Source organism: Syntrophales bacterium (genome assembly GCA_030655775.1).
GTDB lineage: Bacteria > Desulfobacterota > Syntrophia > Syntrophales > JADFWA01 > JAUSPI01.
Genome location: JAUSPI010000267.1, coordinates 21,028 through 35,558 on the forward strand (window position 1 = coordinate 21,028; position 14,531 = coordinate 35,558).

Annotated in this window: 12 protein-coding genes and 1 tRNA gene; all 13 read left to right on the forward strand. The window is 43.2% G+C overall.

Annotated elements, in window-relative coordinates:
* Positions 1 to 84: 84 nt before the first annotated feature.
* The 13 genes from murA (at position 85) to Q7J27_15005 (ending at position 14,386) form a co-directional block, all read left to right on the forward strand.
* The gene (gene murA, locus Q7J27_14945; protein ID MDO9530436.1) at positions 85 to 1,335 is read left to right on the forward strand and encodes a UDP-N-acetylglucosamine 1-carboxyvinyltransferase; all 1,251 of its coding nucleotides are present in this window, start codon (positions 85 to 87) and stop codon (positions 1,333 to 1,335) included.
* Position 1,336: 1 nt separating this feature from the next.
* Positions 1,337 to 2,635, forward strand: coding sequence for a histidinol dehydrogenase (hisD, locus tag Q7J27_14950; protein MDO9530437.1), 1,299 nt, complete (start codon positions 1,337 to 1,339; stop codon positions 2,633 to 2,635).
* 218 nt (positions 2,636 to 2,853) lie between these two features.
* Positions 2,854 to 2,928: transfer RNA gene (locus tag Q7J27_14955), tRNA-Gly, on the forward strand.
* A 104-nt stretch (positions 2,929 to 3,032) separates the two neighbouring features.
* A complete protein-coding gene (rimP, locus tag Q7J27_14960; protein MDO9530438.1) occupies positions 3,033 to 3,515 on the forward strand; it encodes a ribosome maturation factor RimP in 483 nt (160 codons plus the stop codon).
* Positions 3,516 to 3,593: 78 nt separating this feature from the next.
* On the forward strand, positions 3,594 to 4,847 hold the full coding sequence (nusA, locus tag Q7J27_14965) for a transcription termination factor NusA (protein ID MDO9530439.1): 1,254 nt from the start codon (positions 3,594 to 3,596) through the stop codon (positions 4,845 to 4,847).
* 550 nt (positions 4,848 to 5,397) lie between these two features.
* Positions 5,398 to 7,776, forward strand: coding sequence for a translation initiation factor IF-2 (infB, locus tag Q7J27_14970; GenBank protein MDO9530440.1), 2,379 nt, complete (start codon positions 5,398 to 5,400; stop codon positions 7,774 to 7,776).
* Between the two features lie 13 nt (positions 7,777 to 7,789).
* Entirely contained in the window at positions 7,790 to 8,140 is a 351-nt protein-coding gene (locus Q7J27_14975) for a DUF503 domain-containing protein (GenBank protein ID MDO9530441.1), read from the forward strand.
* A complete protein-coding gene (rbfA, locus tag Q7J27_14980; protein ID MDO9530442.1) occupies positions 8,127 to 8,486 on the forward strand; it encodes a 30S ribosome-binding factor RbfA in 360 nt (119 codons plus the stop codon). Before Q7J27_14975 ends, rbfA begins: the two co-directional genes overlap by 14 nt.
* Entirely contained in the window at positions 8,479 to 9,441 is a 963-nt protein-coding gene (locus tag Q7J27_14985) for a bifunctional oligoribonuclease/PAP phosphatase NrnA (GenBank protein ID MDO9530443.1), read from the forward strand. Before rbfA ends, Q7J27_14985 begins: the two co-directional genes overlap by 8 nt.
* Before the next feature lie 151 nt (positions 9,442 to 9,592).
* Entirely contained in the window at positions 9,593 to 10,525 is a 933-nt protein-coding gene (gene truB, locus Q7J27_14990; protein MDO9530444.1) for a tRNA pseudouridine(55) synthase TruB, read from the forward strand.
* A gap of 84 nt (positions 10,526 to 10,609) precedes the next feature.
* Positions 10,610 to 10,879, forward strand: a complete 270-nt coding sequence (gene rpsO / locus Q7J27_14995) for a 30S ribosomal protein S15 (GenBank protein ID MDO9530445.1) — start codon at positions 10,610 to 10,612, stop codon at positions 10,877 to 10,879.
* Positions 10,880 to 11,016: 137 nt separating this feature from the next.
* A complete protein-coding gene (locus Q7J27_15000) occupies positions 11,017 to 13,137 on the forward strand; it encodes a polyribonucleotide nucleotidyltransferase (GenBank protein MDO9530446.1) in 2,121 nt (706 codons plus the stop codon).
* The gene (locus tag Q7J27_15005) at positions 13,127 to 14,386 is read left to right on the forward strand and encodes a pitrilysin family protein (GenBank protein ID MDO9530447.1); all 1,260 of its coding nucleotides are present in this window, start codon (positions 13,127 to 13,129) and stop codon (positions 14,384 to 14,386) included. The genes Q7J27_15000 and Q7J27_15005 overlap by 11 nt, the downstream gene beginning before the upstream one ends.
* Positions 14,387 to 14,531: the final 145 nt, after the last annotated feature.

A 14,531-nucleotide genomic window follows, 5' to 3' on the forward strand; every position in this document is an offset into this window, starting at 1 on the left:
ATTTTTCTATTCTGACTCCTGTCTCCTGTCTCCTGACTTCTGGTTTACGGCTTCTGGCTTACGGCTACAGACCATGGAGGTCATTTGGATAAAATAGTTATATATGGTGGAAAAAGGCTTGAGGGGGAGGTTTGCATAAGCGGTTCCAAAAACGCAGCTTTGCCGATACTTGTGTCCTCTCTCTTGACCGATGGTTGGAACACCTTTCATAATGTTCCCGATCTGGTTGATATCAGGACGATCAAGAAGCTCTTGAAGAACCTCGGGGTGGAAATTGAAGAGGGAGAAGTTCTGAGGATCAATGCCGGCAAAATCGCCAGTTGTGAGGCTTCCTATGATCTGGTGAAGACGATGAGGGCATCAATCCTGGTTCTCGGCCCCCTCGTAGCCAGGATGGGGGTGGCAAGAGTTTCCCTGCCAGGGGGGTGTGCAATAGGCGCCAGACCGGTAAACCTTCACATAAAAGCACTTGAAGACCTCGGAGCAAAGATAACTCTTCACGATGGTTACATTGAGGCAAAAGCGTCAAGGCTTAAGGGAGCCACTGTTTATTTTGACATACCTACGGTTACCGGTACAGAAAACATCATGATGGCCGCTTGCCTTGCAAAGGGAACTACCCTTCTTGAAAATGCTGCAAGGGAACCGGAAATCGTAAACCTGGCTGAAGTACTCCGTGGTATGGGAGCGAAAATCAGCGGGGCGGGAACAGATTTAATCAGGATAGACGGGGTTGATAGCTTGCACCCGGTTGAGGCAACAGTTATACCCGACAGGATAGAAGCTGGCACATTTATGATAGCATCGGGGATAACGGGAGGGGACATAAAAATTCTGGGGTGTAACACAGGTCATCTTGATGCACTCATAACCAAGCTGCGCGATACGGGAATGGACATTTCTTTTATTGACGGTGGTATCAGAGCTGTGGGAAGGGAAAAAATAAAGAGTACTAATATAAAAACCATTCCTTATCCCGGATTCCCTACCGACCTCCAGGCACAAATAATGGCTTTAATGGCTATCGGAGATGGACTCAGTGTTATCACGGAAACTGTTTTTGAGAACAGATTCATGCATGTAAGTGAGTTGATACGGATGGGAGCTGATATATTGATCGAGGGAAACAGTGCTATCGTAAGAGGTGTTTCAGGGCTTCGGGGTGCTCCGGTAATGGCTACCGATCTCCGTGCATCCGCTTCTCTCATACTTGCAGGTTTGGCAGCAGAAGGAAAGACTGAACTTTCAAGGATCTATCATATAGACAGAGGATATCAGAAAATCGAAGAGAAACTCGCATCCCTTGGTGCCAACATAAAAAGGGTAAAGGAATAAGATGAAGGTAATCCATACTGAAGATATTCTGTTCGAAAAAGAATTTAACAGAATCAAGGACAGGGGAAAAGCGATTGATGAAACAGTGACGGACGCTGTCAGAGAGATAGTAGATGATGTAGCTAAAAATGGGGATGCAGCCCTTTTTAAATACACCAAGAGATTTGAACAGATTTCCTTGAATGCCGACACGGTTGAAGTAACTCCCGCTGAGATAGAAAATGCCATCAAATGTCTCGATGCGAGTGAACTTGAGATTCTGGAGTTTGCTGCCCGGCGGATAGAAAAATTTCACCGGAAACAGTTAACAAGCTCCTGGTGGGCTGACGAAGAGGAGGGAATTACGCTCGGTCAACTGGTAACACCGCTCAACAGAGTAGGCGTATATGCCCCCGGAGGCCTCGCCCCCTATCCCTCTACTGTCCTCATGGCCACAATTCCGGCAAAAATCGCTGGTGTCAGGGAAATATTCATGGTTACTCCTTCAAAGGGTGGAAAAATAAATCCCCTCGTATTAGCTGCCGCAAATTTGAGCGGTGTCGACAGGATATTCAAGATAGGAGGGGCCCAGGCAGTAGCAGCTCTTGCCTACGGTACGGAATCAATTCCACCGGTAGACAAGATAGTTGGTCCTGGAAATGTGTATGTGACAACCGCGAAGGGAATGGTTTATGGAAAAGTGGGAATAGATATGATGGCTGGGCCGAGCGAAGTATTAATAATTTCTGACGGGACGGCGGATCCTTCTGTGGTTGCAGCAGATCTCCTTTCTCAGGCAGAACATGATGAAATGGCCAGTGCCATCCTTCTAACGCCTGCGGAAGAATTTGCTTTTAAGGTCGCCCGTGAAGTAGAAGTGCAGCTGAAAAGTCTTTCAAGAGAATCAATCGCCACCAGGGCCATAGAGAATTTTAGTGCGGTGATAGTTACCAAAGATATGGATGAGGCAATTGAGATTACCAACAGGTTTGCCCCGGAACACTTACAACTGATGGTCGAAGAACCGGATCAGCTCTTGGAAAAGATAGAAAATGCTGGAGCGGTCTTTCTCGGGTACAGTACTCCGGAAGTCCTCGGAGATTATATTGCAGGACCAAACCATATACTTCCTACTGGAGGAACTGCAAGATTTTCCTCTCCCCTGGGAGTTTATGATTTTGTGAAACGAACGAGCGTTATTTCTTTTTCCCGGAAATCTTTACAAAAATATGGTGACCGGGCAGTAAAATTCGCCAGCATGGAGGGTCTTGATGCTCACGGGAAATCAATAACAGTTAGGTTGGCACCAAAAAATCCTTGACAAAGTGCAACTTCTGCGTTTAGTTGCCTTATGCCTTAGTTTTGAAATTTGTGTTTTCTCTCGCAGAATATATTTTGTTTTAGTTCAATGAGTTGGAGACCCTGAATGATCCTGAAACAAGTTCAGGACATGATTTTGGGTGACAAAAAAAGACTTTTTACGATTGCATCAACTTTAGCTCACTTTAGGCACTTTAAACTTTAGCCACTTTTTGCTGAGCGGGCGTAATTCAGAGGTAGAATGTCAGCTTCCCAAGCTGGACGTCGTGGGTTCAAGTCCCATCGCCCGCTCCAAAAATTCTTCTTGAAATGAATTTTTTTCTATGTTAGCTTAGCATAGATCATCGATAGTAGTTTGATGAGTGGGCATGTGCCCACTTTTTTATTTTTGGCGATATATGTACGATTTATCACAAATATACCGGGAAAAGATTAAGAAGGTAGTAGAATCCGTTATCGAATCTGAGGATATGGAATTGGTCGATGTCGAATGTCTGAAGATGAAATCCCGCTGGCTGGTAAGAATTTATATGGACAAAGAAGAGGGCATTACTTTAGATGATTGTTCTGAGATCAGCAATCAGGTCAGCGATTTACTCGACATACATGAAGTACTTCCAGATACTTACATCCTGGAGGTGTCTTCACCCGGTCTGGATCGCCCCCTTGCAAGAGAAAAGGATTTCATTAAATACAGGGGACATAATATCAAGGTTAAAGTAAAAAACAAGCTGGATGGGAAGAAAATTATTCGAGGGAAATTGTTAGATTTTAACGATGTTAACGGAAAAGAGATTCTAATTATTGATACGAAAGAGAAAACATATAGCATACCAAGAGAAACTATAATTAAGGCTACTCTTGAGTATGATTTTAGTTAGTCATAAGTGATTGATGATTGGTGGACAGCGATGACTGATCACTGAGAACTGATTACTGAAAAATAGGGGGATTTTTAGATGTTGCCGGAACTTAAACGCCTGATCGAGCAGATAGAACGGGATAAGGGCATAGATAAGGAAACAATTATAGAGGTACTGGAAACAGCTATGTTAACGGCTGCTAAGAAAAAACTCGGTCCGCATGTAGATGTGGAAGCCAGATATAATGAAGCTGCGGGAGAAATAGAAGTGTTTCTGTTTAAAACCGTTGTGGAAAAAGTGTTAGATACTGATACTCAGATATCTCTGGAGGATGCACGAAGAAAACTGGATGAAGAAGCGGAGCTGGGAGACAGCCTGGGCATGAAGATAGAGGCACAAACTTTCGGCAGAATTGCGGTTCAGACAGCAAAACAGATTATAATCCAGAAGGTGAGAGATGCAGAACGGGACAAAATTTATGAAGAATACCTGGATAGAAAAGGAGAATTGGTCAATGGTTTTGTTCAGAGATTTGAGGGAAGAAACATCATAGTTAATCTAGGTAGGGCAGAGGGAGTAATTCCTACAGATGAACAAATTAATAGAGAGTCTTTCAGAAGAGGAGAAAGAATTCGAGCATATATATTTGATGTAAAGAGAATATCCAAAGGTCCCCAGATAATTCTTTCCAGGACACATCCAGGGTTACTCAGAGCACTTTTTGAGATTGAGGTTCCCGAGATTTCCGAAGGGTTGATTGAGATTGTAAACATATCAAGAGAACCTGGCAACAGGACCAAGATTTCTGTTAAAACAAATGATAAGGATATTGATCCGGTCGGTGCATGTGTAGGCATGAGAGGTTCCCGTGTGCAGAGTGTAGTACAGGAATTAAGAGGGGAAAAAATAGATATTGTTCCATATTCCGATGATCAGGTAGAATATGTCTGCAATGCCCTGTCTCCGGCTAAAGTTGACAAGGTCACTGTGGATACTGAGGCGCGGTCAATGGAAGTTATTGTTCCAAACGATCAACTTTCTCTGGCTATCGGAAGAAATGGACAGAATGTAAGATTGGCTGTAAGACTCACGGGATGGAAGATTGATGTCAAGAGTGAATCAACCGAAGCGGAACAGGCAGAAAAAGGATATAAATCTCTCATGCAGATACAAGGGGTAGGTGAAGTTACCGCGGAGCTTCTCTTCAACGAGGGCTTTAAAAATGTTAAGTCATTGTCACAGGCCAGTCCGGACATGTTAACTATGATTCCAAAAATCAGCGAGAAAAAGGCATTAGCCTGGATTGAAGAAGCAGGAAAAATCGTTAATAGAGAGACCATCAAAAAATAAGAACAAGGTTAAACTTGACAGTCTCATAAAAAGTCACAAACCTCCCTCTCCCTTGATGGGAGAGGGCTGGGGTGAGGGTGAAAGCAACGACATTTCAAGCGGTTATATCCCCCTCCCCTTTGTCCCCTCCCACCGGGGGAGGGGAAATTCAACTTTTTACGAGATCATCAAACTTGATGGTTTCGTAAAAAGTCGGGTTTTGTTCCTCTCTGTCATTCCCGCGTAGGCGGGAATCCAGTTATTGTAAGGTGTTATAGACTCCCGACTGCGCGGGAGTGACAAGATTTGGACTTTTTACGAGTGCATCAAACTTAGATGTTCAGCAAAACACATCGGCGGTTTTTTGTCGATATGGCATTTTGTGTTTATTGATTAGGAGTGAGCTAAAGTTAATGCAGCCTGCGCTGAAAGCGCATCCCTTAACTTTAGGCACTTTAGTTCACTTTAGGCACTTTAAACTTTTATTTCGATACAAATAGTGTCTGCCCCACGGGGGCCTCTTCTTCCAAGTGAAATTTTGGAACAAAAACATATTCGGGGAGTTTCAAGAATGTCAAAAATGAGAGTCTATGAATTGGCAAAAGAGTTGAACATAAGCAGTAAAGAGTTTATTTCTGGCTTAGAAAAGCTTGGTATAGCTGTAAAATCACATTCGAGCTCACTTGAAAGCAGCGATGTTGAGAGGATACGGAAAGAATTTGCATTAGGTGAACTGCACGAGGTTGAGGAAAAGAGAATAAAATCCACCGTTATCAGGAGAAGGGCTGTACGCCCCCCGGTCGGAATCGAGAAGAAAGTGCCCTCTGAACCTCCGGTGGATGAAGAAACAGCCGTAGAAGAGGTGCCTGTAGAGAAGAAAAAAGAAGCTGTTGAAATTACTGAAGTTAAAGATGAACCCGAAAAGGAAAAGGTGGCATGGAAGAAACCGGCAAAGAAAATCCCCGAAAAGAAAAAAGAAGAAGATTTACCTGTCAGCACCTCAACGGTAGCTGTCAAAAAGGTTGAAAAAGAAACAGAGGAAAAGATACCTCCACGGAAAAAGATCTTTATAAAGCAGTTCATCGAGAAGAAATTAAGGCGTAAGAAAAAGGAAAGGATTGAAAAACCGGCAGCTTGGCAACAGGGGAAAAAGGCGACCATCGTCGAGATGAAGAAGACGGAGATTACAACTCCAAAGGCAATCAAGCGAAGGATAAAAGTGGCAGATACAATAAGTGTCGGCGATCTGGCTAAAAAGATGGGTGTTAAGGTAAGTGAACTTATAAGTAAACTTATTGCGCTCGGCGTGATGGCAACCATAAACCAGTCTATTGATTGTGATACCGCTACAATAATCGCCAGTGAGTTTGGATATCAGGTGGAACCTATTGTAGATGAATATCAAGAATCTATCAAAAGGATTGATAGCCCTCCGGGCAATCTCAGACCGAGGGCTCCGGTAGTAACTATAATGGGGCATGTCGATCATGGCAAGACATCTCTTTTAGATACCATAAGACAAACGAATGTTATAGGCGGAGAGGCCGGCGGAATTACGCAGGCCATAGGTGCATATCATGTAGATTTGAAAGGCAGAGATATCGTGTTCCTGGATACCCCAGGGCATGAAGCATTCACTGCTATGAGAGCCCGAGGTGCCCAGGTAACAGATATTGTTGTTCTTGTTGTAGCTGCCGATGACGGAGTAAAGGAACAAACCATTGAGGCAATTAACCATTCTCGCGTGGCTGGCGTCCCGATCATTGTTGCCATAAATAAGATTGATAAACCGGGTTCCAATCCCGAAAGAATAAGGCAGAGACTATCGGAGCATGATCTTGTCCCTGAAGAATGGGGTGGGAACACGATATATGCCGAGATTTCAGCAAAAGAGAAGACCGGGATAGAAAATCTACTTGAATTGATACTTCTCCAGGCAGACATTATGGAACTCAAGGCAGACCCTGACAGATTTGCCCGTGGCGTTATAATAGAAGCAAAACTTGACAGGGGCAGGGGTCCTGTAGCTACAGTTCTGATTCAAGAAGGAACTCTATTAGAGGGTGACGCCTTTATTTCCAGAAAAGAGTACGGCAGGGTTCGGGCCATCATAAATGACAAGGGACAACGTGTAAAAGAAGCCGGACCTTCCACGCCGGTGGAGGTTATAGGTTTTTCAAATGTACCCCAGGTAAGCACGGATTTTGTTTGTGTTGAGGACGAAAAAAAGGCGCGCAGCATCGGAGAACACTGGTTAATAAAAGATAGGGAGAAGGAACTTGGTGCTTCTTCCAAGATCACACTTGATCAGCTGTATGAAAAAATAAAAGAAGGAATAAAAGAACTGAATGTAATCATAAAAGGCGATGTCCAGGGCTCTATAGAGGCTTTATCCGAGGCATTGAACAAGCTTAGTACCAAGGATATAAAATTGCATATTATTCACAGCTCCACAGGTACAATTACAGAAAATGACGTAATGCTGGCATCGGCATCCGATGCGATTATTATAGGATTTAATGTAAGACCTGACGCCAGAGTTTCAGAAATTGCTGAACAGGAACGAGTAGATATAGAGCTCTACGACGTTATATATGACGCAATTGCCGATGTGAAAGCCGCTATGGAGGGACTCCTTGATCCAGTTTACAAAGAAGTGGTTCAAGGGCGTGCTGAGGTTCGGCAGCTGTTTAAGGCGCCAAAGGTGGGCATCATCGCTGGCAGCTACGTTACAGACGGTAAAGTGATAAGGAATTCCAATCTCAAAGTTGTAAGGGATGGGGTGGTTATTTATGACGGCAAGATACTTTCACTCAAGAGATTTAAAGATGACGCGAGTGAAGTCGCCTCAGGGTTTGAATGTGGTATAACGGTAGATGGTTTCAATGATATCAAGGTAGGAGATACAATCGAGGCTTATATTAAAGAGCAAATAGAAAGAAAATTATAACAATTTTCATGAAATGGTAGTCGGCATAGGTATAGTAGATATTTATATTTTTGACAGCAGATCTCTGAAGAGAAAACGTGGAGTTCTGCGCAGTATATTGAAGAGAACACAGAACCGGTTCAATATATCCATAGCAGAGGTAGGTAATAACGACAACTGGAAAAGGAGCAGGATCGGATTCAGTGTGGTGGGAAATAATTCGAGTTACATCAATTCCAAAACAGATGAAATTCTCAGGTTTATTGATAGTTTAAACCTCGCTGAGATATTGAATTCGAAAATTGAAATCACCAGCCTTTCCGATATTGCAGAACAGTGTGATTACATAAAAGATGTCACGGTAAACGATTATGGCGAACTTTAAAAGAGCTGACAGGGTAGCCGATCTCATAAAAGCAGAAATTTCAGATATCTTATTGAAACGTGTAAAAGATCCGAGAATTGAACATGTTACCATTACCGGTGTGAAATTGTCCGATGATCTTCGTTTGGCAAAGGTTTTTTTTGTACAGATGGGCAGCGATACCTGCAGTGAAGAAACCATGACAGGAATGCAAAAGGCTACCGGTTTTTTGAAAAGAGAGCTGGGAATGAAACTGCAGCTTCGCTATGTACCTAATATAACCTTTATTTACGATAAATCATTCGATTACGGGACTCGTATAGACAGGTTGTTGGAAGAACTGAAGGAAAAGGGGACAGATGTTTGATAAAATTGTCAGGGTCATAAATTCTTGCCGGAATTTTCTTATAACCTCCCATATTCGGCTCGATGGTGATGCCATAGGATCAGAACTGGCCATGTACCATGCCCTTCGTAATATGGGAAAAGAGGCTGTTGTTTACAACCAGGATGAGACCCCCGAAATTTACAGATTTCTTCCTGGCGCTGAATTTATTGTCAACACCCTTGAATCTCTTGAAAATTTTGATGTTGTTTTTGTATTAGATTGCAGTAAAATTGACAGGATGGGAAATGAATCTGCCCGTGTTAGTGCTGCCATTAAGAAGATGATAAACATAGATCACCATATCTCAAACGGGGGGTTCTGTGATATGTCTCTGATCGATCCTGAAGCGAGTTCCACCGGAGAAATAATTTATCGACTCTTAGAAAAAATGGGTGTTGCCCTGACTGAAAACATCGCAATAAACCTCTATACGGCCATTCTCACGGATACGGGGTCGTTTCGCTATTCCAACACCGGAAGAGATACTTTCACAATAGCAGGAAAACTCGTGGAAAAAGGAGCGAACCCCCAACGGATAGCTGAAAGGATATATGAGATGAATCCTCCTGCTAAAATTAAACTTCTGACGAAGGTTCTCGAGACATTCGAGTCCGATTGGGATGAAAAAATCAGTTCCATTGTGGTTACCCATAAGATGCTTGAAGAAGCGGGGGCCCTTCCCGAACATACTGAGGGCTTTGTAGATTTTGCCCGTTCAATTGAAGGCGTTGAAGTTGCTGTACTTTACAATGAAATGTCCGAAAACAACTTTAGGATAAGCCTTCGATCAAAGGGAAGAATTAATGTGGAACGGGTAGCCGGAGAATTTGGAGGTGGAGGTCACTCCAATGCCTCGGCTTGCATGATTCAGGGGGATATTGATACAGTCAAAAGAAGTATAGTAACCTGTATTGTGAATCAACAAAAGAAGTGAACTAAAGTTTGAAGTGCCTAAAGTGAACTAAAGTTAATGGTACACGCCTTCGGCGCTGTTAAAACAAAACAAGTTGCGCTGAAAACGCATTTTTAACTTTAGTCACTTTAGCTCACTTTAGTCACTTTAGGCACTTAGAATGCGTGATTGTATGAACGGCGTTATAATAATTGACAAACCTCCGGGGAAGACATCATTTGCTGTTGTTGAAAATATCAAGAAGATACTCGGCGCAAGGAAAGTTGGCCATGCCGGCACCCTTGATCCACTTGCTACCGGAGTGCTTCCCGTGTGTATTAATGAGGCAACAAAGCTTGCTCAGTTTTTTTTGATGGACAGCAAAGAATACAGGGCCACTATGTTACTGGGCATTGAAACTGATACTCTTGATATAGATGGCAAGATAACAGCCAGGAAGGAACCGCGGGTCACCAAAAGTGACATAGAGAATACGTTGAATAGTTTTGTGGGGGAAATAGAACAAAAACCTCCCCGCTATTCTGCAATTAAATTTAAGGGAAAACCGTTGTATGAATGGGCACGACGGGGAAGTGCCGTTGATCCCCTTCCCAGGACGGTCGACATACACCAAATAATTCTCGAAAACGTAGAATTGCCCTATGTGACCTTTTTTGTATCATGTTCCAAGGGAACCTATATAAGATCCCTTTGTTCCGAAATAGGTGAGAGATTGGGGTGTGGAGCATGCTTGTCCGCGTTGAGAAGGATAAGAAGCGGCTATTTTGTTGAGGAATCGGCCATCTCTTTTGAAAATATTAACCATCAGAAAGCGGAGGAGATGTTATTAAAAAACCTGATCCCGATGGTAGATGCAGTGTCATGTTTTCCTACCATTGATGTCGATCAAAGGTTAGCAGACAGATTACGTAATGGCTATCAACCGTTGGTTGGTGATATGGCAGAGAATCAAATTGATACTCTTACTGCTGGACAAGTGATAAAATTTATCTCGAGTGGCAATTGCCTTGTTGCCCTGGCAAGAATGCTTTATTCCTTTGACCAGATTTCGGCACTTGATTCAAAGAAACAATTGGTCGAAATTATAAGGGTATTTAATTATTAACGAAAGATGACAAATACAATGTACGTGGAGTTGCTATGGAGCCAAAAAACTCGCGTAGAATTTTTTAACAAGGAGGAAGTATAAGTGGTATTGGAATTAGACAGAAAAAAAGGGATAATTGAAGACTTTCAGGTTCACGAGAAAGACACCGGGTCTCCGGAGGTTCAGATTGCTCTCCTCAGTGCCAGAATAAAGTATTTGACAGAACACTTTAAGATTCACAAAAAGGATCACCACTCCCGCAGGGGACTTTTGAAACTCGTCGGGCAGAGGAGGCGGCTTCTCGATTATCTTAAAGGTAAAAACGTAGAGAAGTACAGGAATGTTATTGAACGCCTTGGGATAAGAAAGTAAGAAGAGCAATTAAAATGCTTGCTTTCGGGCACTCAAACAAAGGTAGCTTTCAGAAATGAAGTGCAGGACTTGAGCTTTGCCAACACATAGCAGTGCTAAATGATGGCTACCATACTATAATTTTTAAAGGAGAAAATATGAGTAAAATATTTAGTGCAAATTTTGCGGGGAGAGAGATCTCTCTGAAATCACATTATATGGCAGGTCAGGCGGATGGCGCTCTTCTCGTTACTTACGGTGATACTGTGGTTCTTGTCACGGCAGTATCGATGAAAAGCAAAAGAGAAGGCCTTGATTTTATGCCGTTGACCGTCGACTATCAGGAGATGACCTACGCGGCAGGTAAGATTCCTGGTGGATTTTTTAAGAGAGAAGGACGTCCTAATGATAATGAGATCCTGACATGCAGGATTATTGATCGATCCTTACGACCTCTTTTCCCTGATGGATATTTTTATGAGACGCAAATTGTGGCAACAGTGCTTTCATTGGATGCTGAAAATGATTCCGATATTGTCGCTATGCTGGGTGCATCCGCTGCCCTTGAGATATCGGACATTCCCTTTGAGGGACCGGTTGCCGGTGTGAGAGTTGGCCGGGTTGGGGAAGAACTTATATGTAACCCTACGACGGAACAGCTAAACAACAGTGACCTGGATCTCTTTTTAGTTGGAAGAAAAATTCTTCCAGGCACAGGTGGTAGAGAATTTGATGTCAACTTAGTGATGCTCGAGGGAGGGTCTCTTGAAGTTGAGGAAGATGTGATAGTTGAAGCTATAAAGATTGGTCTGGAATCGATCAGGCCTGTAATTACGCTTCAGGATCAAATTCGCCAGGCTATAGGCAATGAAAAGAGACCAGTAGAACCGGTTGAAATTGATGAGGACCTTCGTAAGAGCATTTCTGATATGGCCATGACATCTCTGAAAGAGGCTTATGCGATTCAGAAAAAACAGGACCGTCAGGCAAAACTGCATCAGGTGAGAGAGTCGGTCGTAGCTGAATTCGCTTCTGAAAATGCCGAGCTTGGTCCAATGGTGAAGACCGTCCTGGAAGAGTTAGAAAAAAAGTTCCTCAGGGCTATGATTTTAAATGAAAAGAAAAGAATAGACGGCAGGTCTAATACGGACATAAGGCCGATCAGTTCTGAGGTAGGGCTTCTTCCAAGGACGCACGGATCAGCACTGTTTGCCAGGGGGGAAACCCAGGTCCTTGCCGTTCTCACACTCGGCACGTCTTCAGATGAGCAGAGGATGGATTACATAAGCGGGGAGGAGAGAAGAACATTTATGCTGCACTATAATTTTCCCCCTTATTCCGTAGGTGAGGCAAGATTTTTAAGAGGTCCCGGAAGGAGGGAAATAGGACATGGAGCGCTCGCAAGAAGGGCATTGCTTCCTCTTCTTCCTTCTCAGGAAGAGTTCCCCTACACAATAAGGATTGTTTCCGAGACATTATCCTCCAACGGTTCATCATCCATGGCCACGGTTTGTGGAGGGATCCTTTCCTTAATGGATGCGGGAGTGCCGGTAAAGAGTATGGTTTCCGGTATTGCCATGGGTTTATTGAAGGAAGGTGAAGAAGTCGTCATCCTTTCCGACATTCTTGGCGATGAAGATCACGCAGGTGATATGGACTTCAAGGTGTGTGGTACAAATAAGGGTATTACTGCCATGCAAATGGACATAAAGATCGATGGCATCACAGAGGATATCCTGAAAAAAGCTCTCTATCAGGCAAGGGAAGGAAGACTTTTTATAATTGAAAAAATGAAGGAAACTCTTGCTGAACCGAGGGAAGATGTTTCGCTTTATGCCCCGAGGATAACCACTATAATGGTCAAGCCGGACAGGATAAGAGACGTCATAGGCACCGGTGGAAAGAACATAAGGCACATTATAAGTGAAACAGGAGTCGATATAAATGTGGAGGATGATGGAACGGTGACGATTGCTTCCAATGATTCGGAGGCGGCAAGTAAGGCTGTTGCCATGGTCAAGATGCTGACCGAAGATGCGGAAGTAGGAAAGATTTACCTCGGTACGGTAAGGAAAGTTGTCGATTTTGGAGCCTTTGTGGAGATATTGCCGGGTACAGACGGCCTGGTACATATATCTCAGCTCGCCAGGGAAAGGGTCAATAAGGTAACGGATGTCCTTAATGAAGGCGACAAGGTGTCTGTTAAGGTTATCGAGATTGACAGGCAGGGGAAAATAAGATTGAGCAGGAAGGACGCACTTGAGCACGATGCAGAATAAGACCGTTCTGGATAATGGCATAAGGGTCATCTCTGAAGAGATCAATCATGTGAGATCGGTTTCAATAGGGGTTTGGGTCAGGTGCGGTTCTCGCAGTGAAAATTATACCATAAACGGGATGGCCCATTTCATAGAGCACATGCTCTTCAAGGGGACAAAGAATCGATCCGCCTTTGACATAGCATCGGAGATCGATTCTGTCGGTGGCGTAATGAATGCCTTTACCGGCAAGGAATTAACCGCCTTCTATATTAAGATTCCAGATTACCATCTTGCTATGGCGATTGACCTTCTTGCTGATATACTAAAAAACTCTCTTTTTGATCCCGCGGAAATAGAAAAGGAATCGTCGGTGGTTCTTCAAGAAATTTCTATGGTGGAAGATACACCGGATGATTTTATTCACGATTTTTTCGAGAAAACCTTCTGGAATGGGCACCCCTTAGGTCTTCCTGTCTTAGGAACAAAGGAAACGGTTGTCAATTTTGGAAGAGATAGCCTTATTAACTTTTTTACTGAAAGATACACAGGGGAAAATATAACGTTGACCGCTGCAGGTAATCTGAAACATGATGTCCTGGTTAATCTTGCCAAGAACACCTTTGGATCGTTAGAAAGAAAATCGATAAAAGAATTGCATAACAAACCTCTCATAACACCTGCAGTTGCCGTAATTGAAAAAGATCTGGAACAGGAACATATTATTGTCGGTACCACTGCTCCCCCTTCCACAAGCCAACTGCGATATCCCGCCCTGTTAATGAATATTGTTCTTGGAGGAAGCATGAGTTCGAAACTTTTTCAGGAAATCAGGGAAAAGAGGGGGCTTGCTTACTCCATAAGTTCTTATCTCGTTCCATACAGGGACGCGGGCATATTGGGTATTTACGTGGCTACCAGTGAAGATAAGGTTAAGAATGTCATTGGTTTGATATTTGAAGAATTGGATAAGCTCAGGAGTAATTTACTGACAGAAAAAGAGCTTCATTCAGCCAAGGAGCTGGTAAAAGGAAATTTGCTATTAAGTATGGAAAGTACCGACAACCGTATGACAAAACTTGCAAAAAATGAGATTTTATTCGGACGTAATATCCCAGTAGAAGAGATTGTAAAAAATATAGAAGCCGTTAGCAGGGAAGACATAAAAAATCTGGCCGGCGATATCTTCAGCTTCGACACCATTTCTTTAGCAGCTCTGGGAAAAGTTTCGGAAAAGGATATTACAGATTTAGTTAAAAGTGTAAAGTGAACTAAAGTGCCTAAAGTTAAAAAATGCGCTTTCAGCGCAGCCTGTTTCGAATTTGACCGCGCCGAAGGCGTGTACATTAACTTTAGCTCACTTTAGGCACTTCAAACTTTAGGCACTTTTGGGGTTGCGGCTTTGCCCCCTTTAG